The organism is Paenibacillus sp. FW126-R14, assembly GCF_058789495.1.
The window spans coordinates 77,203-99,457 of the sequence record NZ_JBYTBS010000023.1; the positions used below are offsets into that span (position 1 = coordinate 77,203).

The following is a 22,255-nucleotide window of genomic DNA, read 5'->3' on the forward strand; positions in this document are numbered from 1 at the left end:
TGACAGCTGATAACTTCCAACCTATAATTTAAACAAACGTTTAATTAAAACAATCATTTAAATTTAGTGGGAGTGGTAAACTTGAAACAAGCATTAGGCGCATTTTTTAAGCAAGGCACGACGAAGGTCGGAATTATTACAGCCATTACGTTTCAGCTGTTATTCAGTTTGATTTGGATGACTGGTTACGCAGGCGTATCTGATAACACGAAGAATTTGAAGATCGCTATCGTGAATGAAGATCAAGGCTTAGGCAAAACAGTGGCAACCAATTTGAAAGCGAATCTGCCTTTTCAGATGGAACAAGTAGATTCCAATGATAAGGCGCAAGAAATGCTCAACAATCGCGACGTGCAGATGGTTATGCACATTTCGGCCGATTTCTCTAAAAAGCTCCAAACTCCGGGGCAAACAGCTCCAATTACGTATACAATTAATGAATCCAATCCGTCGATGACGAAGTCTGTGATGCAGGCGGTAGCAGGCAATGTAACGGCAACTGTGAACAAGGAAGCTGTGGCCGCAGGAGCGTCTGCCGTATTGACTCAAATGAACCCGAATCTGCCGGCCGAGCAAGCAGGGCAAATCGCCCAAGGGCTCGCTAGTAAAGTAACCTCGGATATTCAAAGTACGAATAAAGTGAAAGATATGCCGAATCAGATGCTTCCGATGATGCTAGTGCTTGCTTCTATCGTAGGAACGATGATCATGGGGATGAACTTTAACGTGTCTACGACCATTCTCGGCGCATCGGTAAATAAAATGAGCAAAATGGCCGCACGCCTGGTGCTGACCGTTATCGCTGCAGTGGTTGTCGGACTTATCAGCGCGACGATGGTTGTTTCTTTGGGCGGTCATGTGGAGAAAGGATTTTTCGCACTATGGTTGTTCGAATCCTTATTCCTGCTTACTTTTGCTTTCGTTGCTCAAATGTTTTTGACTTTGTTTGGGAACGCAGGTATGCTATTTAACATCGCGATGTTGTCCCTGCAATTAGTGTCCTCAGGAGCGATCGTACCGAGGGAGCTGCTGTCGAGTTTCTATCATTCCTTGAGCAACGCTTTCCCGGCTACTTATGCGGTGAACGGTTTGATGAATATTTTGTTCGGCGGTCCTGGCGTGGGTAAAGAAGCCGGATTCCTGTTTCTGATTGCGGCTATTGCTCTAGTTATTGATATTGTGGTCGTGTCTTTGAAAAAAGTGAAGGCACCTGCCGCTGGACATCGCTCGCAAGCTGCGTAATTTTGTATGCAAGGAGGGCGCTGAAGTATGGCACATCAAGAGTTAGACATGAAGATGAAAATTGTACTGGCAGCTAAAAAGTTGTTCGCCAAGCATGGCTATGATGCCACTAGCGTTCGTCAAATATGTGAGGAGGCCGGAGCCAATGTGGCTCTGGTTTCCTATTATTTTGGCGGAAAAGAGAGCGTTTTCTACGAAATCTTTGTTCAGTTTTTTCCGAGCCACAAGCTATCCGGCTTTTTTAATATTGAAGATCCTGTCATAGGGATGAAGGCAATTATTAAAGAAGTCATTTTACTTCGCAATCAAGATCCGCAAATGGTCAGCCTGCTTCAAATGGAGATTATTACAATGTCCCCACGTATGGAGAAGGTGAGAGAGCTCGTTTTTCCGGTATGGGACAAAGTAAGATCCTTGTTGGAAAAGGGCAGACAGGATGGCCTTTATCATTTCGAGTCACTGGATAGCACGTTAATGTTTGTATTGGGTTCGATATTTTTCTATAAGCAAAGGGATTTTTTCGAGCCGCTTTTCACGGATCCGCGGCCAGATATGGACACGCTCATTCATCAAACAACAACCTATGTAATGAATGCATTGGGCTATCAAAGTAAAGGGGAATAAGGACTTATGCGTAAATCCTATATCGTATGTTTAGGTGAGCTTTTGATTGACTTCGTACCCGAAGTGAACGGGCAGGCTTTGGCCGACGTGACGAGCTTCCAGCGGGCGGCGGGCGGAGCGCCGGCCAACGTGGCTGCGGCGGTCGCCAAGCTCGGTGGCGACGCCAGGTTTATCGGCAAAATCGGCCGGGACCCTTTCGGCGATTTCCTCGTGCGCACGCTTGACGAAGTCGGCGTGCAGACGGCTGTCATCCAGACCGATGAGGCGAAGACCGGTCTGGCTTTTGTTTCGCTGCGCGCGGATGGCGAGCGCGATTTCCTGTTTTTCCGCGACCCGGCGGCGGACATGCTGCTGCGCGCAGACGAAGTCCAGACGCAGTGGCTGGAAGACGCCGCGGTCTATCATTTCGGCTCGGTGTCCTTGATCACCGAGCCTTGCCGCACCGCGACGCTGGATGCAGCGCGCAGAGCGAAAGATCTTGGAGCATTGGTGTCCTACGACCCCAATGTGCGCCTTGCGCTGTGGCCGAGCGCCGAAGCGGCTCGGGCGGAAATTCTTGCGCAGCTTGGGCTTGCGGATGTGGTCAAAGTCAGCGAGGAGGAAATCGAATTCCTCCTCGGCGTGGACGCGACCACAGGGGCGCAGCAGCTGCTGCAGCGCGGACCTAAAGTGATTATCATCACTTTAGGCCCTGAGGGCTGCCGCGTTGTGAGCGCGCGGCAGGATGTCGTCATCCCCGGCGTGCCAGTGGCTGCCGTGGATACGACAGGCGCCGGCGACAGCTTTGTCGGCGGCATGCTCTTTCAGTTGGCGTCGCTGGGCGTGACGCCTGCAAACATCGTGGACGCGCTTGCCGAAGTTGGTGTCGCCGAGCGCGTATTCAGCTTTGCCAATCGCGTGGGCGCTATCACCACAACGCGCCGCGGCGCGATTCCTGCGCTTCCGACGCTTGCGGAAGTGCAATAAACGGCAATTTACAAATCCCGTAGTTAAGCCTCTAAATACGGTCATTCCATGGGGATGGCTGGTTTAGAGGTTTTTTGCGTTTTCTCGTGTATGTAGGGGGCAGGGCGCTTTGGTTATTTTCATGTGACTATTGTGTGATTAAATATTACATTAAAGTGTGGTTTTTCAAATGTATTTTCTCATTTCAGTCGAAAAACCTAAAAATAAAATGGTAAATGTCATATATATTAACATTAATTTGTTGACACCTGATAAATGACAACATATAATTTGATCATAAAAACAACGTAAATCAACTTATATTAATTAATTGTAGTTGTTTTAAGTTGTTTTTATGAAAAAGGCGATATGGGGGGGATCTTTGATCGAGGCAATCAATCCTACTTATTTATAAGACTCGCAGTTTCGTAACATCTCCTGATTTTCCTCTGTTCGCTCCACTATATTTACAAATTCACAACATTAAATTGACACTGCACGAATAAAAAACCAATAAAATGCAATTAAATACTAACAAAAACAATTGTATAAGTTAACTTCATATGTTTTTGTGTTGTTTTATTAAAAAGGGAGGATGGAAATTCAACTGGTCAGTCAGAATTTTATGCCGGGGCTGTCATTGTCAACGTACATGAGGCTGTACGGATTATGAATCTACGTTAATAAAAGGAGGACTCATCATGTTAAATACCAAGAAATTCGTATCCGCATTAATGGCATGTACGATTGCTTGTTCAGTTGTTTACTCATCGGGAGCAGGTTTTATCCCGGTTGCAGTTGCTTCGGTAACCGTCGACAAGCCAGTGCCTTCCTTACCCGCAGGGCGTTATGTGGAGACCGTCAGTGTTACCCTTTCCACCACGACCGCAGGTGCGGACATCTATTACACGCTGGACGGCACATTGCCTGACGAAACCAGCCTTAAATTCACCGGAGCTCCGATCGTCTTGACGGAATCAACGAACATCTCGGTGATTGCTCTGAAAGACGGCGTTTGGAGTACAGCCGGGACTTACGGCTACATTATTAAGACCGCCGAGCAGCCGCTGCTGAAATTCGCAGCGATGTCTGACATTCATATCGGAACTAACACACCGGAGGATAAACTTAGTACGAAAGCAAGGTACACCAGCAACTTTAATGTGATATCTTCCATTTTCAAGCCGGATGCCATTGTGATCGGAGGCGATTTAATCAATGACAATTACGACGGCAAGGGAGCCGATCATGCTTTTGTTCGCGAGGTTTTCCAGGAGCAGATGGCACGAAAAGGCTGGGAAGATATGCCTGTACAGATTGCCATCGGCAATCATGACGCCAGCGTAGCAGAAGTCAAAGCCGGTTATCCGGATGAATGGTTCACAAGTCAGTCGAACGGTTATTATGAGAAAACAATCAAAGGCTACTCCTTTATCTTCTTGAATGGTAATAACTATAATGGTGACATGAATCAAAGAAATTGGCTGAAAGGGCGACTCGCAGCACTGACGAGTGATCCGGCGAATCTTAACAAACCGATCTTTATTACCTTACATCATCCAGTTAAAAATACAGTTATGGACGGCATGCAGTCTTCAAATGATAATTTGAATGTGGATTTAAAGGATTTTCCGCAAGTTATCGTCTTATCCGGACACTCGCATTTAAATATTAATGATGATCGTTCCATTTACCAGAAAGACTTTACAGCGATCAATCTGGGTTCCATGTCTTATGTGGAGACAGAGGGAGGGTATGCTGCTGTAACGAATGAGGGTCTAATGGATGGTCGTAACCTATTCCCTGTTAATCAATCGGAGTTTATTGAGGTATACAAAGATCGCATAGAGATCGAACGAGTGGAGTATAACGGCGATCCAAGGTCTATCAGCGATGGAGGCATATGGCAAGGCATAGGAAAAGAAGGAGCCGGCACCCCGCCTCCGTACTCCAGTGCTGGTGCATTGGCAGGAAAGAAGTGGGTTGTGAAGCTACAAGGTAATTCTAATGCGGAAATTAAAAGCAACTTCACGTACACAACAAGCAACCGCAACAAAACGGCGCCTCAATTTCCGGCGAACCCCGATATCAAAATGCTGCCGGGAGCAAATAATGTGCCGGTGCTTTCTTTCCGGCAAGCCAAAGACGATCAGTCCATGCACCACTATGAAATTAAGCTGTTCAATCAGAGAACTGCTGAGGTAATGAAATCGTACAGCGTTTTGTCGGATTACTACTTTTCACCGATTCCGAATAGAATGAATATTCCGCTGGCCGACTTGAATCCGGCTACTTCCTATGTGATCAACGTTACAGCGGTGGATGTTTATGGGAACAAAAGCACTCCTGTGCAGACCACCTACCGGACCGCAGGAACGGCACCGGAATTGACACCGATAGATCCTTCTACAATGTGGAACGGGCTCGTGTCTGATATGAAATTCGATGGCAATCTCAATGACGTTGCTCCAAGCGTAACCGGTAAGGCTGTCCAAAGCGGTGATGTTTCCTTTGTCCCGGGCAAATCTGATCAAGCCGTCCGCATTGCAGCCGGCAATGCTAATTATGTTGATCTCGGCGATAGATCAGACTTGAAGTTCGGAAATGGCAGCTTCACGATTTCGTTCTGGCACAAAGGGGATTTGGCAGGAGATCAGACGGTTCTCGCCAATAAAAACTGGAATTCGGGTGGAAATCCCGGCTGGTATGTCGGCCCTGCTACTACGAACTACATGACTCTTAACATGGCTGCTGGAGGCAATCGTATCGATTATTCCGCTCAAAATGTGGGAGTAGAGTGGCATTACTTCACATTATCTGTAGACAGGACGAATAAGACAGCTTCAACGTACGTGGACGGTGTTGTAAAGGCAACCAAGGACATCTCTGCATTAGGTACGGCCAGCCTTGATACTTCTTTTAACATTTTTCTCGGAGTAGATGGCAATAAAGGAAATGGTGGAGCAGAAGTTACGCTGGACGATTTGAAAATATGGAAACGCGCTCTGACTGCCACGGAAGCCAAGGCGTTGTCGGATTCCTATAAAGGAGAGACGACGGAGAGTTTATACAATTTCAATCAATTGACGGCAAAAATTCAAGAAGCTGAGCAATTCGCAGCGCAAATTGCGGGTACAACAGGACTATCACTTCCTGTACAGGTTCAAAATGAACTGACGGCTCAAATTGCTGCAGCAAAATCTTTGACATCGGGTTCTGTTGCAACAGCGATCGATCAGGCTTACCTCGATTTGAGTTGGGCATTGAAAGCAGCGCAAGGTGCTGTCGAGTACGTATTCATACCGAAGACTAATTTCTCAATTAATTCTTACAGTTCTTATGCTGACAATGACAATGATGAGGCGAAAAACATCCTCGACGATCAAGAGTCGACGATTTGGCATACCAAATATCAGGCGCAGGCTGCTCCTTTCCCGCATTGGGTCATTATCGATATGAAGAACACGAATAAGATCACTGGTATTCAGAGAAAGAGCCGTACCAATCAATCGTATATGGCATTCCCCAAAACATTTGAATTGTACGCCTCGGATAATCTGGCCGACTTAAATGATCCTGCATTCTTGGGTAATGCGGCTAACAAGGCTACCGGTACGTTTGGCAAGACCTGGACAGGTACGGTTTATAAGGACTATGTTACTTTGGACAAAACACTGCTGAGCCGGTATGTGAAATTCGTCGTGACCGGAACCTATGATTCAGTCGCAACCTATACCAGTATGAGCGAAATTGATTTTACTGGTGAAAAGGCTTCAAGCAGCGATGCAGCTTTGACGGATTTAAAAGTAAATGGCGTTACGCCCAGCGGCTTCGCGCCGGATAAGCTCGGCTATGCGTTATCAGTGCCGTATGGCACAACGGCGACTAGTGTAACTTATACGGCTGCTGATCCTGCTGCAACAGTAGTGGTAAGTGGCGGTGGGAATTTGATCGTCGGCGATAATACAGTTACCGTTACGGTAACGGCGCAAGACGGTACCGAGAAAACCTATATCATCGTAGTAACCAGACATGCTGAACCGCTATCGTCCGACAGTTCTTTGATTGATCTGCAGGTGGACGGAACGGCGGTAAGCGGATTTGCTCCGAATAAATTCGACTATGCGTTGTCGGTACCTTATGGCATTACTGTCACAAGCGTAACCTATACGAAAGCTAACTCTGCTGCAACCGCAGTGGTGAGTGGTGGGGACAATTTAATCGTCGGTGATAATCCAGTCACTGTTACGGTGACGGCGCAAGACGGTACCAGCATGAGTACGTATACGATTGTCGTAACCAGACAGCCTCAAATGGCATCGTCCAATGCAAACTTGCTTGATTTGAGTGTGAATGGAAAGATATTGAGCGAATTCGCACCGGACAAGCTGAACTATGCGTTGTCGGTACCGTATGGCACGACGGTGACAAGCGTAACCTATACGAAAGCGGACTCTGCTGCAACCGTAATCGTGAGTGGTGGCGAGAATTTGAGTGTCGGCGATAATCCGATTACCGTTAAGGTAACGGCACAGGATGGCACGGTCAAAATTTATACAATTACGATTAAACGTTTATCAAATCCAGGTTCAGATCCAGATCCGGGCCCAGGCTCGACAACTTCATCAGGACCATCGACAACGCCGGAGAAACCGAAGCTGCCGGAAGACGTAGCGACCATAAAGGACGAGGACATCAAACAGAGCTCTGCCACCGTATCCGTCGGATTACCGGAAGGAAAGAATCGCCTGATGATTCCGGTGGAGCAGGCCGAGCAGCTTGACGGACGCTCTTTGCAAATTCAGGCTCAGAACGTAAAACTGACCGTTCCCGGCGATTTGTTGAAATCCGCAAGCAGTCTGATTCCGGCATCTGACAACAAGGCTGAGGTTACTGTGAAAATCGAACCGGTTGCAGCCGAGCAAGCGGAGCGGACGCTGAAGGAAGCAAGCCGCAAGGACAACGGTATCTATAAGCTGGGCGGACAGATGGTCGATCTCTCCATTTTCGCAACAGATGCAGAAGGTAAACAATTCAGCCTCGATAAGCTTGGAAAGCCGGTAACGATGACGTTCCCGATTCCTGCGGGCATGGATCCGAAGCTGGCAGGCATCTACGAGATCAAGGGAGACGGAAGCCTCGCCTACTTGGGCGGAAAGCGTGTAAACGGAAATACCGCCATCGAAGTGAGTACTAGCCGACTCAGTCAATATGCGGTGCTTTCTTTGGAGAAAACATATGCTGACGTGACCAAGCAGCATTGGGCATACGCGACGATTCTAGAGCTGTCCGCCCAACATATCGTAAATGGGGCAGCGGAAGCGACGTTTGCGCCCGGCAAAGATATTTCCCGTGCCGAGTTCGCAGCGCTGTTGGCTCGGACGCTAGGTCTTGCATCTGCGGAAACGTCTCCGTTCAGTGATGTTGCAGGGAAAGATTGGTATGCCAAGGAAGTGGCTGCCGCCTATAAAGCGGGAATTATTTCCGGCAATTCACAGCAAGCTTTTGAGCCGAATCGCAGTATTACGAGAGAAGAGATGGCCGTTATGCTCGTACGTGCTTATGAGCACCGGACAGGATCGAAGCTTGAGCCGTCTGCAGCAACAAGCTCGGATGCATCCGAAATCAGCGACTGGGCATTGCCATATGTAAACAGTGCGCTGAAAGCGAAGTTGTTGACAGGGCGCCAAGAAGGGCTATTCGTACCGGATGAGCATACGACCCGTGCGGAGGCTGCACAAGCCATTTATAACTTGTTGAAATAGTTAATACACAAAAAGATCGCCAAACCACCTGAAAAGCAGGAGGAATGGCGATCTTTTTTAGATCACGCGTTCGAGGAACCAATAAATTCCGAATATGCCGATTATGCTTGAAACGCTATAAACCGTCTGGACTTTCCAACGAGTTTGTCCAATTTTATGAATGATCGGCAGCAGAACAAGCAAGACAGCCAGTTGTCCCAGTTCAATTCCCAGATTGAAGGAAAAGAGCGGCAAGGCAACGTCCCCTGAAAAACGCCCCTTTAGAAGACCTGCGAATCCGAACCCATGAATAAGACCGAATAATGCTGTAATCAGCCACCGCCACTTATACTGCTTGCGCAACATATTTTCTGCTGCCACGAATACGATGCTTAAAGCAATTAAAGGTTCAATGATGGCCCCGGGAATCTCTACAATTTCCAGTGCCGCTAACACCAAAGTTATACTGTGTCCGACCGTGAAAGATGTGATGATTTTCAAATATTCACTCCACTTCAGACGGACGATAATCAGACCTAATAGGAACAATAAATGATCATACCCTGTAAATAAATGCTCCATGCCCATCCAAACATAACTCGATACCGTAGTTAGCCATTCGGGAATCGATAATTCCAACATCACTTTTTCCTCCTAATTTTTTTTAGTCTTTTAAAATAGATGATTATGATGATTACTGCTCCTATGAGCAGCAGCGTCATAAACAGCATCCAGATTGGAATCTTGATCTTGACTAGTTGATTAACAAGCGCCTTCGGACTGCCAGGGTCTATATAAAGATTTAAGATTCGATTATTTTTATCAAAATTATGCTCTTTTGCCGAACCGTCAAGTAAAGTAACCGTTGCAAGGTTGCGATGTAACGGACTTACGTTGAACAAGAGGTTATAGTTAATAACCACTTCATCGACTTTCTTTCCAAAAGAATAGTCAAGGTCCAACTTAACCATCGGAATTCCCGGGCCTCGTTGAGTGATCTCCAAAGACTCAAGATTCGACTGTAATTCGACATCGTCCGCTTTAACGGACAACGATTGTGCGATTAACTTCTCTAAATCTGGTTTCATCTGATTGGCTTCTTCCATTGTAACTGCACCGTCTCGATCCAGATCTAGACGAAGAAGTGGACTCATTTCATCCGGAAGGAGCAGCAGTTCGTACCGCAGACCGTTTTCCTTGAGTGTGATATTAGAAAAACCGACATCTAAATTGTGTGCTGTTGCTGTCCTCGTCAAGAAGAAGCAAATCATTGTGCAGGCCATTACGGCAGCAACGTATTTGTTGGTTTTCAAGAATTTAATTCCCTCCTTTTTGCTTGCGGGGTTAAGAGGAGCTTACTTCTTTTGGATGCGCTAGCTTCCAAAGTAAGCATTTTGGTATACATATGGATTTGACGGCGCATTCTGTGTATCGATGGTTTTGGCGACGATCGTTACCACGTCTTTACCGTCGAAATTTCGTTTCTCAATGGTGCCGAGAGCAACAACATACATATCGTTTTTCCATTGCTCAGGATTATCGGTTTCAACTAGGATAGCCAGCGGCACGGAGTCCGCAACACAACAGCGCATCGAAAATCTTCCCAAGGCGAATTGGTTTTTGTTCATGCTGTCGAGGCGGTAAACATAGCCTGATATTTGCACTTTTTTGCCGATAAATTGGTCTTGATACAAATCCAGCGACGTTAGCGATTCTATATACATATCATCGTTAATCAACGTGAGTGGTTGGTTGTACATTTCCGCAGCCCGCTTAGCATACGGCTTGGTGTAATCGTTAAACGGAAAAGCCGGCCCGGCATCTACTTGCAGCTTATCATTCGGAACCAGGTTTGGGCCTGCATCGCCGGAATTATTAAGGGCCAGTATGGCTGAAGGTGTAAAGTTCAACCCTTTTTTGGCTGCCATCTGGCTTCCTAATACCGCATTGGGAAATGAAAAGGCAAGGATAAGCGGGATGATCAAACCCCCGTACATGATAATTACGCTTGAATTCCATTGATCGTGGCTATGGCTATGCGCCGAACATGAACATGCGATTGACGGCGTTTTTCCCTTGGATCGGATGTCCCGAACCGCCAAATAGAGCTGGTGCATTGCCAGAATATACATGCCGACGGCAAGACTTTTCACCCAGAGTGTCATTCTCGGAGCCACATAATAGATTAATGCGTCTGAACGGCTGATCTGGACAATAAAAATGACGAATGCAATTAAGACGGCAGCTCGTATCGTTCGATGCGCGAACCTCGACCATTTGTGCATAGTTATCCCTCCATTCTATAAGTACGAATACAGCCGATCGAATGCGACCGATCCTAGCAGAACAACAACGGCTGATAGGATCATGACCGTCACGACGGTTTTGACACGGAACACTTTCAGCAGCATCAAGGTGCTTTTGATATCGAGCATGGCGCCAAAAACGAGAAAGGCGAGCACGGAGCCAAGGCTAAAACCGGGAATGAACGTAGCGGCAACGAAGGCGTCTGCAGTGGAACAGATGGAAAGAACATAGGAGAGTCCCATCATAAACAAATGCGGAGTGAAGTCCCCGTCGCTTAATGCAAGCAGCCATTTCTTGCTTACGACCGTTTGGAGCAAAGCTGTAACGGTAGCGCCTAACACCAAAAATTTGCCTACATCGAACATTTCGATGGCGGCATGTTCGAGCGTTTCATGCCATTTACTTTTCCATGCTGCTGCTTTTGGGGTTTTGCCCAGGAGCGGGCGTTTGAGGCTTTTTTTGTTCGAAGCGGTATGATCATGCGTGTTGCTCACCGGCGTGCGAAGGATAGAATTGCCATCGACACGAGCAGCCCACAGCCCGATAAGTGCCGCAGCGGCAAAGGCCAGCACCATGCGGGCGACAGGCATCTCCGGTTGAGCCCGAAAAGCTACGAACGTGGACGTGAACACGACCGGATTGATAACCGGCCCGGCCATCATGAATACGAGGCCGATATAAGGCGGCATGCCCTTGCGAATCAGCCGGTGCACGACAGGAATAATTCCGCATTCGCAGAGCGGGAAGATGATGCCCAGCAAGCATCCGAAAAGGATGCCGGGAATCTTTTTTTTCGGTATCCATCGCTGTAGGGTCTGATCGCTAATAAAGGTTTGCAGCAGCGCAGAAATGATGACGCCGAGCAGAATAAAAGGGAACGACTCCAATAAAATGCCGAGCACCATGGTGCGAAAATCGCTTAGAAAACTCATTGAGTCGCCTCCTCAATAAACAACTAACAACAACTATTTATTATTGTGTTTAATTTGTTTATTGTGATTTTTGTACTAATTTTAGCAGTCAATTGTTATGTCTACAACACCCAATCGTTAAGATTTTATTAAGAGATTTCGCTTGCATGCACGCAAAAGTGATATTTGTAGGTTGATAATTGGAAGATTCTATGATATTTTTAAATGGCGAAGAACGCAGATTTCGGATGAATGTCCGAGAGCTGCGTTTTTTTGTTTTTTGTCGCTGAATAAGTAGCTGTGGGCTATTTGGAAAAGGAGGTGAGAAGGTGAATCGCAGGAGAAGCCTGCTAATCGGCTTGGTGTCTGCAATTATGGCAGCAATGCTTGTGTACGGGGTGTATGTGCTGCAAGTCAATCAGGTTGAGCTGCAGCAGACGGTTCAGGTGGCGGTTCCGAAAGATTTTATCCGGGCCGGTGTTTTGATTCAAGAGGATATGGTAGAGCTGAAATCGGTTCAAAAAGGGAGCTTCACGAGCAGTATGATGTCGGACTTGAATGAGATTGTCGGGCTGGAGACGTTGATTCCGCTAGGGAAGGAGGAACCGATTTTAAAATGGAAGGTGAACCGCTATCATTTGCTCCCGGCGGAATGGCAGGCGACTTTTCAAATTCCTAAAGAATATGTGCTGTCTGTGTCTAATGGCATTCGCGCTGGAGATCGGGTCCGGCTCTATGTGTCTGGTAGCGATGGCAGCAGTTCAAGGCGGCTTTTTGATGAAAAAGAGATAAAGGTTGCCTCGGTCAAATCATCCGCCAATGTGGAAGTGGACAATCCGAAGAATCCTAATCTGCTATCCAAGGTGGAAGGAGATAAGGAGAAGATGTATGCTTCCCGATTGGAAGCGAACGGGGCTATTGACCAGATTAACCTGAATTTAACGGAGAATGAATGGCTGGAGATCGATCGTTTATGCAGTACGAAGAAAGCAAAGCTGGTGATTGCATTCAGCTCCTCTTCCATTTTGAGAGAAGATTAATGGGATTAGCGAATGGAAAGGAGGTAGGAGAGGTGAATGTCGGATTACTTTCAACCGATCAACGTTTAATTGACGAAATTATTCACGTCGTTTACCGACAGCCTGTGAACTGGGTTGTTTCGCCGTCTGCGGCGGAGCTGGCCGCCAGTTTAGGGGAAGAGAAGGCTTTTTCTCATATGATTATTTCGGATCGCGAGCTTGACTTTGGCGGTTTGGAGGAGTTTCTGGAGCATTTGCAGCAGATGAACCCGGAACTGAAAATGATCGTTATGCTATCCAATTATCATGACGTATCAATGAATGAAAAGTATGTCAAGATGTGCAAGCTGATGAAGCTTGACTACATTCAACCAGGACGCAGCACGGCAGTTATTGCTGACGATATTCGGGCTTGGGTGGATGGAGGGACGGGAGAACAGGCATCCGGGCAGCCGGCGGGGAAATTGCTTACTTTTATCGGCTCAACCCCCAATATAGGTACGACGCTTGCCTCTTTTGGCGTTGCCTCTTTGCTGGCTATGGAGACGAGTGTAAGGGTCGGTTATCTTTGTTTAAATTTAAAAAGCTCAAAGCTTCATCGCTATTTAGGGAAAGACGATCAAGTATTTACACTCGACGGCCTGAGGGCGGAACTCAAAGCTCAGAGTCTCACGCCAGAGAGGCTGCTGCTCGTTTGCGATCAACCGAGAGAAGCGCAGGGACTGCATGTGCTGTACGGGAATATGCTGCGCGAACAGGCGGAATTTTTCACGCCATCGGAAATTGTGCATTTGCTGCGCGTAGCCAGGCGTACTTTTGATATTTGTATCATCGAGGTCAATGCGTATTGGGACAATGCGGCAACGGTCTGCGGATTATTGGAAGCCGACAGCAAGGTCGTCGTAACAACAGCGGATATTGCACAATTTCAAGAGGACTTTTCAAGGTGGATCAGGCAGGTCGGTTCGGTGTTTGGGCTGCAGCCGGATCGTTTTGAGCTGATGGCGGTTCAAACCGAGAAGCATGCCAAACACAATGAGTTTACGATTAAAGATATTCGGAAGGAGACGCAGCTGCATTTGATGGGGCAAGTATCCAGGCATGGCGATGCGCTTGCTCGCTGCAATCAAGGGAAGCTGTTCGACATGCTAAGTCCAAGCCATCTGATGTACGAGGAGGTTAGAGATGTAGCGTTGAAGTTCGCCGACTTTTATAAGCTGCCGAGGAAGGAGAATATTCGGCAAGCCACCTGGCTGCAAAAGCTTATGACAGGGAGAAAAACGGCCAGTTAATGAACCGGGAATGAGGTGAGAGGAGTGAACGAGGAAAGGTTTTCGATTATTACCTATATGCATGAACGGAAAACGGAGGAACAAGCTGACACCATAGGTTTGCAAACGGATGTGAGATCGGGCCGCATGTTAGGAAGGTCTCTTGGCACAGAGATTGAAGATGTGATTTTTCAACAATGGGTGCAGGAAATACGAAGCGAGCTTGTCGGGATGAAGGGCAGGACGGATGAGGAGAAGCAGCTCTATAACGAGACATTAAATCGGGCTATTCTCGGATATGAAGAGGAGCGTGGAAAGCTTCTCGCCATTATCCATGATATTGTGTCGAAAAGAAGACTCACGGGCCGGCCTCCCCGGACGAGCGGGTATACGACGCTGCCGGAGGCGATTTTTGCCGAAATCATCGGGATGAATGTACTTGAGCTTGTGCTCAAGCAGAAGGAGGGACTTGAAGAGATTCAGGTTGTCGGCAGACAAATTTTTGAGGTGAGAGGCGGATACGCCTTGCCTTCGGGTTATGTTCTGCCATCTGTACGCGAATTGGAAAGAATTCAGCAAAATTTGGTGCTTTTTAATAACGATACGCTGAATCCCAGGAAAAAATGGGCCGAGGTTGTGCTGCGGGACGGATCCCGTGTGACGATGACGGGGTTTGGGTTCACGGCTGAACCGACGTTGACGATTCGTTTTTATACGGTAAAGCGATTTGATCTGGCCGTGCTTGCTTCTGCTGAGCTTGCCACGATGGACGATCGCATGGAAGTGCTGATCCGGTGCATGATCCGCTCGTATTTCAATATGGTCGTGATCGGCCCGACGAATTCTGGTAAAACGAATCTCATTAAAGCGATCATTGCTGAGATGGATGATAACGAAAGGATTATTACGATCGAATCGCGGTTCGAATTGAATTTAAAGCGGGATTTTCCGCACAAAAATATCGTCGAATACGAGATTGATGACCAGGATCCGAGACATTCCGGTTTGCAGGCTTTTAAGCTGGCTTTAAGGCAATCGCCGAAACGGATTTGTCATGCCGAAATACGGGACGATGACGCCAATCTTTATGTCAGGGCCTGCACGCGGGGGCATGAAGGCAGCATCACTTCTGTCCATGTTAGTGAATTGGAGGATGTGCCGGATGCCATTACAGATATGTGCATGCTGGATGGCCGAGGGATGAATCCGCTCCGCTTAAGGAAAAGAATCACCGAGTTTGTGACACAAATCGGGATGGAAATGGCTGTCGTTCACGGGAAAAGAAAAATTGTGCGGATCGTCGAATATCGGTTCGAAAATGAAGAGGTTTGCGTCACGGATCTCGCAGTTTATGACAAGTCGACAGATGGGTGGAAATTTCCCGGGAAATTGTCGCAACCTGCATCGCGGAAAATCGGTAAGGCTGACCAAGCGGGGCATGCTTTGTTGTCGAAGCTCGGTTTTATTGAGAAAGAAGGCGAGTAAAGGGATGATTATTGCCAAATATGTCTTTCTACTCTTGCTGTTCGTATTGATATTCTTGGTTATAAGGTCCGTTTTACACATTGTTATCCGACAAAGGAAAGCCAGGTTCAGGCTGCATTATGTCAAAATGTCCGCGTTCGGCCATCGATTCAGCGAATATTTGGGAAATAGGAGCCGTTTGTTTAAGCATGTGAAGGAGATGATGGAATCCGTCGAATTGGGCATGAGCATGCAGACGATGCTGACGGTAAGCCTAATTTTATTTCTCGTCGGACTGTTGGCAGGGGCGTTGTTTTTCCAGTCTGTGAAAGGCGTGCTTGTTTTAACGTTTATCTGCATGTCGCTGCCCTATATGCTGCTCAGACTTAAGCTGGTCAGTATCAGGCTGCAAACCCGGCTGGAGTTTCTGCCGGTAGTGGAAGTCTTCTATCAGTACTATATGGTTGATCCTCATAAGAACATCAAAATGGCATTGAAGTATTGCTTAGAGGAGAACCGTATTTTGTATCCGATAAAACCTGTTTTTGAACAATTATACCGCAATTTAATGACACAAAGAGATACGGAGGAGAGCTTGCGCATTTTCTCTCTCACTTTGGGTCACGCATGGGGGGATTATTTTATCGGCATTCTGCGTGTCGCTTTGACGGAAGGGAGCTATGTCGGCGATAGCTTCAAGGAATTGATTGTCGATATGAGGAAAGCGCAGCGCTTCGATCAGTTGGAGCGAAATCGGTTATTGGAAATTCGGATTGCCAATTTTACGCCGATTTTGTTTCTTGCCTTGTTTCTATTCATTAATTTCAAGGTTAATGCAGACAACGCTTATTTGTATTATATGGTTGATCCAGTTGGGCGAAATATGCTGTTGGATGCGCTATTGCTTATTTTTGTTTCTTTTTTAATGGGCATATATCTTTCGATGCGAAGAATGTGAGGGTGAGTAGGATTCAAATCATATTTCATGTGCTGCTTTTTGTGCTATTGATGATGGCTGTGTACCACGGATTTATGCTTCTTCCCGTTCGGGCGAAAAGATGGAGATCGTTTGAAGTCTTACGTAATCTGAAGGAGGCACAGCTTCCTCCATGGCTATTCAAGCTTTTGAGGTTGAAAGTGAAGAGGGTGGAAGAGAAGCGGCAGCTTCTGCTGGGTTGTGGATTTCGGATAAATGCCGGACTCTATGAAGGGACGAAGAGATTGTTGATGTGTGCGGCTTTCTTGGCAGGGGGTGCGGGATATATCGCTTTGAAGCACCCGGTGGTCACTTTGAATATGGAACCTGCCTACGTCATGGCGGCGGCGCTGTGCGTGCTCATTTTCCTGTTTTTCGATAAAAAGGCGCTGGTTCAATTGAAAGCCAAAAGGGCACATCGCATAGTTCGGGAGATTTATGTCATTAGTCATCATTTGCTGTATTACAATGACTCGCGAATGAGTTTGCATGCCAAGCTTTCTTTGTGCGCACCGCAGACTCGGTCGATCAGGACGCAATTCGGTCTACTGCTGAATGAATGGTATCAAGGTGCTGAAGCGGCGATCGCCCAGTTCAAAATACGGCTGGGAACAGACGAAGCGCACAGCTTTGGGGAGACCCTGAATGCCCTTAGGCTGAATGAACGCGCAGATTATTACGAATTGCTCAAGCAGCGAATTCAAGATTACAAAGAGAAGATGGATTTGGTCCGCGACGGTAGGAAAGAGACGGTTTCTTACGTGCTGTTTGTGCTTGCGGGACTGCCGATTTTGAATACGTTTCGGGTATTCATGTACCCGTGGGTGGCAGAAGGCCAGCGATTATTTCATGGGATTAATTAAGGAGCGTGCAGGACGATGAGGAATATTTTGATCACGGTAATGATGCTTATTGTGGTAGCTTTTCTTTTTACATCCATTGTTAATGATGGTTCGACAGGATTAAGACGGAATATTTCGACACACGGTTCCAAGGCCAATTCGGATATTACGGCATTAACTCCTTAGGGAGGAAGGTTAGTGTGAGGTCTATCTTAGTGACGGTGATGCTGATTGCGGTGGTGGTGGTTTTATACAACAGTATTGTTGGTGGGAATATGGGTACACGGAAGCAAGTTGGCCACAGCGGGGCGAAAATCAATGGAACGATAGAGCGGATTGATCCATGAAGCAGATTCTGGTTTTCGTAATGTTGGCTGCATTGCTTTGTTGGCTCATGTTTGCACCGGTGTATAAGCATGTGTTGATTGTGCGGCAGGCGGTCTTGCAAAAGGAGGTCGATTATTTGCTGGAAATAGGCGCTAACGGCAGGCATGGGTATATCGACAGCGCGATGATCAAGGAGTCGAGGATTCGCATGAAAGCAAGAGGCTTCGTTCCGGGTGATCTTGTGTATACGGTAGAAACGACGACCGGAGTCGGGGGAACTGATGCAAGCGCCCCTGTTTGGAGGGGGGCGGGATTGCGGCTAAAGCTGACGTATCCGTATCATCGGCTTTTTGTCATCGACCGTTTGGTCGGCATTACGGTTCCTTCCGAATCTGACCGGATGGGGGCAATGGGAATGAAAATGAGCGAATATGTGCCTTAAGGACGGAGCAATTGAGGTGGTGCGTTGTACAAGCTGCTTTTAACGGTGTTAATGAGTGTGCTGATCATGTCGATGTATGCTTTGCAAACCGATCAGGAGGTGGCGATGCATACGCTTTTTTATGGGAAACATGCGCTGAATCGTGCTGTTCATGCGGCGGCTCAGCAAAGCGATCAAGCGAAGCTGGCAGAGGGCATTCATGCCATAGATGAGAAGAAGGCGAGGGAGGCGGCAGGACAGTATTTGCAAGCGAATTTGCGGCTGGATGCGGCGAATGTTCCGCTGCCGGGATCCTTTCTGCAGAAGGGGATTATCGTAGAGTTATTTAAGATTGTTAATCATGGGGAGGTGTTTCCGTATACGTATACGAATTCGGCCTACGGGTACTCGGTTACACTGAACCGGCCGGGGGTGATCATGTTTATTCGCATGGAGTACCCTCGAACCTATACGGTTCTACAGCCAATTGCCTGGACGGTGAAGTGTTCTGCGGAAATGGTATTTTGAATGTATAATAGAAGGTGAGGTGTACATTCTTGGCAGTGTAAGGAGAGGTACGAATGACGATTTTTCGGGAAAGGCAGCAGTGGCTGCAGGGGGAGTTATTAAAGCGAGGGTGGTCGGGCTTCCTGGTCACCCACCATGTGGATATATATTATTACTGCGGCTCGATGCAGACGGGGTATTTGTTTATACCGGCGGAGGGCGAAGCGCTCTATCTCGTTCGCCGCAGTTTGACCCGCGCGGAGGAGGAAGCGTCAGCGGACGTGGAAGCGCTGGGCTCCTGGAAGACGCTGGCTGAGCGTCTTCGCGCGCGCGGGTCCGCAGCGGATGCGCCGCTGCGGATCGCGACTGAGCTGGACGTGTTGCCCGTCCAGCTCTATGGTAAGCTCCAGGCCGCGCTGCCCGGCGCGGTCTGGGAGGACGGCTCGCTGCTCGTGCGCGAGCAGCGGATGATTAAATCGCCGGACGAAGTTTCGGCGATTCGCGAGTCCGCCCGCGTCGTCGACGCGGCGCTGGAGGCGGTCATCCCTCACGTGCGTGAGGGGATGGCGGAGTTTGAGCTGATGGCGCTCATCGAGCATCAGCTCCGGCTGCGCGGGCACCAAGGGCTGATGCGCATGCGCGCGTACAATTCCGAGTTGATCACCGGAATGGTCGCGGCAGGCGCGTCGGCAGCGGTGCCGACTTATTTCGACGGGCCGGCCGGGGGCACAGGGCTTCACCCGTCCAGCCCGCAGAGCTCGGGCCGCACGCTGATTCGGCGCGGCGAACCGATCCTCGTCGACATCGGCTGTATGACGAGCGGGTATTTGATCGATCAGACGCGGACGCTGGTGATCGGCGATTTGGACCCGGAGCTGCAGCGTGCCTATGACGTGGCGGAGGAGGTGCTCCGCGCCACGGAAGCCAGGCTGCAGCCTGGGGTGATTGCCGAGCATCTGTATCTGCTCGCGCTGGATCAAGTACAGGAAGCGGGGCTGAGCGCCCACTTCATGGGGTACGGCGCCGACCAAGTGAAATTTCTTGGTCACGGCATCGGGCTCGAGATTGATGAACTACCCGTTCTCGCCAAAGGCTTCAAATACCCGCTGGCGCCCGGCATGGTCATCGCGATTGAGCCCAAGTTCACCTTCCCTGGCCGCGGGGTGGTCGGGGTTGAGGATACGTACTTGATCACGGATAGCGGATGGGAGAAGCTGACGATATCGAGGGATGGCGTAATCCGTATATAAGATATCCATATACCTCAGGTGGGGTTGTCCCGAAAGTAGACTATACTGCTTTCGTGGCAGCCTCTTCATTTTGTTGTGGGAGGGAAATACAGGGCTCTATTTGAGCCAAATGCGCTGCTATTAGGCTTATTGGGAACCTATAGGGTCTTATTTTCCCCATGTTGGGCTCAAGCTGCATAAAAACGGAATATAGCGGATCATAGTTCCCGCTGATTGGCTAAAAGCTAGTTTTTTGAGGAAATAGCGTACTATTGTTCCCATTGGTTATATCTCCGCTGCCTTTTTCCGCTTTGCCTTCTTCCGCTTTGCCTTTTTCCGCTTTGCCTTTTTCCGCTTTGCTTTCTTCCGCTTTGCTTTCTTCCGCTTTGCCTTCTTCCGCTTTGCTTTCTTCCACTCCGCTTGCCCCGTTCTGCATTTTTCCACACTGTCTTCTTCCACTTTTCTCTTTTCCGCTCTAGCTTTGCTTTTTTCCGCGCTACTCTGCTTAACAGTTCAGACTGTGCAGCCAGAGACAGCGATCTATGCTGTCCAGTTGTTAAAAAAAGAGCCCCAGAGGGCTCTCTCGTTTAGTCATTAGATTAGATTTTCTCAATAACCTTATCAATCAAGCCGTAAGTTTTTGCATCTTCGGCTTCCAAAAAGTAGTCACGGTCTGTATCCAATTCGATTTTCTCGATTGGTTGTTTTGTCGTATCTGCCAGAATGCGGTTAAGGGTATGGCGTGTTTTGAGGATATGCTGGGCGCGAATATGAATATCGCTGGCTTGCCCTTGAGCGCCGCCCCATGGCTGGTGGATCATAACTTCGGCATTCGGCAGAGCGAATCGCTTGCCCGGTGCGCCGGCCGTCAGTAAAATGGCACCCATGGATGCCGCCATACCGACACAAATTGTAGATACGTCAGGCTTAATGAAATTCATCGTATCATAAATGGCTAATCCAGCCGATGTGGAGCCCCCAGGTGAGTTAATGTAGAGCGAAATATCTTTCTCCGGATCTTCGGCAGAAAGAAAAAGCAGCTGGGCAATAATCGCATTGGCGACCTGATCGTTCACTTCTGTTCCGAGGAACACGATTCTGTCTTTGAGCAGACGGGAATAAATATCGTAAGAGCGCTCGCCGCGCGACGTTTGTTCAACAACCATAGGTATGAAACTCATAGGACTCATCCTTTCTTTTGTAAGAGATAACCGATTTTAGGCAGCGGCTTTGCTTTGCACCGTATGATGGGAAACAGGCAGCTTTTGACCAAACCCGGAGGAAACGACGATGAGACGGATAGGTTCCTCTCCTTGAAAGGCGGGGAAGGTACGAACGTTAAATGTAGCTTCTGATTCAGACTCGCTTTGGCGGCGATAGGCGTCGAGCGGAATCACCTTGTCATTTTCGTGAATTGACCGTTCAACTAAAGCTTTCTCCCACGTAATTACAGGTGATTCATGGGCAGCATCCTTCAGCGGCTTATTCGTTTCATGCTCCTGATTATTGCTCATCTTAGGCAGCCTCCTCATTCTTTCGGTTTCGGGTACACGGCTAACAATACGTGATAGGGATCATGCTGCTCTTTGCCTGCAGGCATAGCGTAACGTTTCACGAGCTGCTCCACCAAAGCGGCATACTCCTCGATGAAAGCTTGCCTTTGCCCCTCATCGGATAGATGTACCTGCAGTTGAAGGGTGGCGCTGGGAATAAATTCTCCCACATCGGACTGCTCCATGAGCAGTATCGCATCTCTTCGGATGCGTTCCGATGTCGTGACAAGATGCGCTAGCGAGCTCTGGTCTTTCAGCTTTTGCACAGTTTCCGGTTTCATGCTGAGCGAGTCTGCCAGAACGAAGGTTTTGGCGATGGCTCTGTACAGCACTTCCACAAGATTGCGCACTTGACGTGTGCCGACTCGCTGAACGAGACCTGCTTTCTCCAAGGCCTTCAGGTGATAGTTGATGCGCTGCGCAGTTTCTCCTAGCGTTCGTGCCACTTCAGCGGCAGATCCCGGCTCCAGAAGCTGCGCGATGATCTCGCCGCGAATTGGGTTCAGCAGGACTGTTGCTTGTTCGGGAGACTCGATGTAATACCTGTCTTGGATATCTTTTAGCATGGAGAGGTTTCCTCCAGTACAATGAATATGTTACGTAAAAATATTTTATTACGTGGAAGATGGAATGTCAATGGGCGGTGTGTATGCTAATAATGTGTCGGGAGACATTAAAGTCTTGAATTAGACAATAAAGTGTTGAAGTAGTAAATAAAGATAAGAAGGTTTCTTCTATGGCGTTCACTCACTTGGGTGAACGTTTTTTGTAGTAGTAGGGAGGCACACGAGTTTAAACTACCATGAAAATTAAATATCTGGCAGTCGAAGAAAAAGAACAGCACTAAAGAAGACGCAGTTCATTCATTTTTTT

21 protein-coding genes are annotated in these 22,255 nt (G+C 48.1%); 13 read left to right on the forward strand and 8 right to left on the reverse strand.

Annotated elements, in window-relative coordinates; translation table 11 throughout:
* The first annotated feature begins 81 nt into the window (after positions 1–81).
* The 4 genes from AC3WRW_RS16380 (at position 82) to AC3WRW_RS16395 (ending at position 8,576) form a co-directional block, all read left to right on the forward strand.
* Positions 82–1,242, forward strand: coding sequence for a YhgE/Pip domain-containing protein (locus AC3WRW_RS16380; protein ID WP_492547370.1), 1,161 nt, complete (start codon positions 82–84; stop codon positions 1,240–1,242).
* 27 nt (positions 1,243–1,269) lie between these two features.
* Entirely contained in the window at positions 1,270–1,866 is a 597-nt protein-coding gene (locus tag AC3WRW_RS16385) for a TetR/AcrR family transcriptional regulator (RefSeq protein WP_492547371.1), read from the forward strand.
* Between the two features lie 6 nt (positions 1,867–1,872).
* Positions 1,873–2,832: a PfkB family carbohydrate kinase gene (locus AC3WRW_RS16390; RefSeq protein WP_492547372.1), complete on the forward strand. Its 960-nt coding sequence runs from the start codon at positions 1,873–1,875 to the stop codon at positions 2,830–2,832.
* A 680-nt stretch (positions 2,833–3,512) separates the two neighbouring features.
* Complete coding sequence (locus AC3WRW_RS16395) at positions 3,513–8,576, forward strand: cadherin-like beta sandwich domain-containing protein (protein ID WP_492547373.1); 5,064 nt, start codon at positions 3,513–3,515, stop codon at positions 8,574–8,576.
* A 57-nt stretch (positions 8,577–8,633) separates the two neighbouring features.
* Here the strand turns inward: AC3WRW_RS16395 and AC3WRW_RS16400 are convergent, their stop codons facing one another.
* Genes AC3WRW_RS16400 through AC3WRW_RS16415 form a run of 4 tightly spaced genes read right to left on the reverse strand, consistent with a single transcriptional unit; the run spans position 8,634 to position 11,794 of the window.
* A complete protein-coding gene (locus tag AC3WRW_RS16400) occupies positions 8,634–9,197 on the reverse strand; it encodes a HupE/UreJ family protein (RefSeq protein ID WP_492547374.1) in 564 nt (187 codons plus the stop codon).
* Positions 9,197–9,868: a hypothetical protein gene (locus AC3WRW_RS16405; protein WP_492547375.1), complete on the reverse strand. Its 672-nt coding sequence runs from the start codon at positions 9,866–9,868 to the stop codon at positions 9,197–9,199. The genes AC3WRW_RS16400 and AC3WRW_RS16405 overlap by 1 nt, the downstream gene beginning before the upstream one ends.
* Before the next feature lie 60 nt (positions 9,869–9,928).
* Positions 9,929–10,840 (reverse strand): TIGR03943 family putative permease subunit, encoded by a 912-nt coding sequence (locus AC3WRW_RS16410; RefSeq protein ID WP_492547376.1) that lies wholly within the window; start codon positions 10,838–10,840, stop codon positions 9,929–9,931.
* 15 nt (positions 10,841–10,855) lie between these two features.
* The gene (locus tag AC3WRW_RS16415; RefSeq protein WP_492547377.1) at positions 10,856–11,794 is read right to left on the reverse strand and encodes a permease; all 939 of its coding nucleotides are present in this window, start codon (positions 11,792–11,794) and stop codon (positions 10,856–10,858) included.
* 308 nt (positions 11,795–12,102) lie between these two features.
* On the opposite strand from AC3WRW_RS16415, the gene AC3WRW_RS16420 reads away from it, so the two are divergent.
* From AC3WRW_RS16420 to AC3WRW_RS16460, 9 genes are all read left to right on the forward strand, one after another.
* Positions 12,103–12,813, forward strand: coding sequence for a CpaB family protein (locus AC3WRW_RS16420; RefSeq protein ID WP_492547378.1), 711 nt, complete (start codon positions 12,103–12,105; stop codon positions 12,811–12,813).
* 32 nt (positions 12,814–12,845) lie between these two features.
* Complete coding sequence (locus tag AC3WRW_RS16425; protein ID WP_492547379.1) at positions 12,846–14,084, forward strand: CpaE/TadZ family protein; 1,239 nt, start codon at positions 12,846–12,848, stop codon at positions 14,082–14,084.
* A 24-nt stretch (positions 14,085–14,108) separates the two neighbouring features.
* Positions 14,109–15,548, forward strand: coding sequence for an ATPase, T2SS/T4P/T4SS family (locus AC3WRW_RS16430; RefSeq protein WP_492547380.1), 1,440 nt, complete (start codon positions 14,109–14,111; stop codon positions 15,546–15,548).
* Between the two features lie 223 nt (positions 15,549–15,771).
* Positions 15,772–16,485: a type II secretion system F family protein gene (locus AC3WRW_RS16435; RefSeq protein WP_492547381.1), complete on the forward strand. Its 714-nt coding sequence runs from the start codon at positions 15,772–15,774 to the stop codon at positions 16,483–16,485.
* Positions 16,486–16,658: 173 nt separating this feature from the next.
* Positions 16,659–17,366: a hypothetical protein gene (locus AC3WRW_RS16440; RefSeq protein WP_492547382.1), complete on the forward strand. Its 708-nt coding sequence runs from the start codon at positions 16,659–16,661 to the stop codon at positions 17,364–17,366.
* 179 nt (positions 17,367–17,545) lie between these two features.
* The gene (locus AC3WRW_RS16445; protein WP_492547383.1) at positions 17,546–17,692 is read left to right on the forward strand and encodes a hypothetical protein; all 147 of its coding nucleotides are present in this window, start codon (positions 17,546–17,548) and stop codon (positions 17,690–17,692) included.
* Complete coding sequence (locus AC3WRW_RS16450; RefSeq protein ID WP_492547384.1) at positions 17,689–18,114, forward strand: hypothetical protein; 426 nt, start codon at positions 17,689–17,691, stop codon at positions 18,112–18,114. Before AC3WRW_RS16445 ends, AC3WRW_RS16450 begins: the two co-directional genes overlap by 4 nt.
* A gap of 24 nt (positions 18,115–18,138) precedes the next feature.
* Positions 18,139–18,621, forward strand: coding sequence for a hypothetical protein (locus AC3WRW_RS16455; RefSeq protein ID WP_492547385.1), 483 nt, complete (start codon positions 18,139–18,141; stop codon positions 18,619–18,621).
* 53 nt (positions 18,622–18,674) lie between these two features.
* Complete coding sequence (locus AC3WRW_RS16460; protein WP_492547386.1) at positions 18,675–19,850, forward strand: M24 family metallopeptidase; 1,176 nt, start codon at positions 18,675–18,677, stop codon at positions 19,848–19,850.
* A gap of 217 nt (positions 19,851–20,067) precedes the next feature.
* Here the strand turns inward: AC3WRW_RS16460 and AC3WRW_RS16465 are convergent, their stop codons facing one another.
* From AC3WRW_RS16465 to AC3WRW_RS16480, 4 genes are all read right to left on the reverse strand, one after another.
* On the reverse strand, positions 20,068–20,265 hold the full coding sequence (locus AC3WRW_RS16465) for a hypothetical protein (RefSeq protein WP_492547387.1): 198 nt from the start codon (positions 20,263–20,265) through the stop codon (positions 20,068–20,070).
* Between the two features lie 163 nt (positions 20,266–20,428).
* A complete protein-coding gene (gene clpP / locus AC3WRW_RS16470; RefSeq protein ID WP_492547388.1) occupies positions 20,429–21,010 on the reverse strand; it encodes an ATP-dependent Clp endopeptidase proteolytic subunit ClpP in 582 nt (193 codons plus the stop codon).
* Between the two features lie 36 nt (positions 21,011–21,046).
* Positions 21,047–21,343: a hypothetical protein gene (locus AC3WRW_RS16475; protein WP_492547389.1), complete on the reverse strand. Its 297-nt coding sequence runs from the start codon at positions 21,341–21,343 to the stop codon at positions 21,047–21,049.
* A 14-nt stretch (positions 21,344–21,357) separates the two neighbouring features.
* Entirely contained in the window at positions 21,358–21,948 is a 591-nt protein-coding gene (locus tag AC3WRW_RS16480) for an ArsR/SmtB family transcription factor (protein WP_492547390.1), read from the reverse strand.
* Positions 21,949–22,255 lie beyond the last annotated feature (307 nt).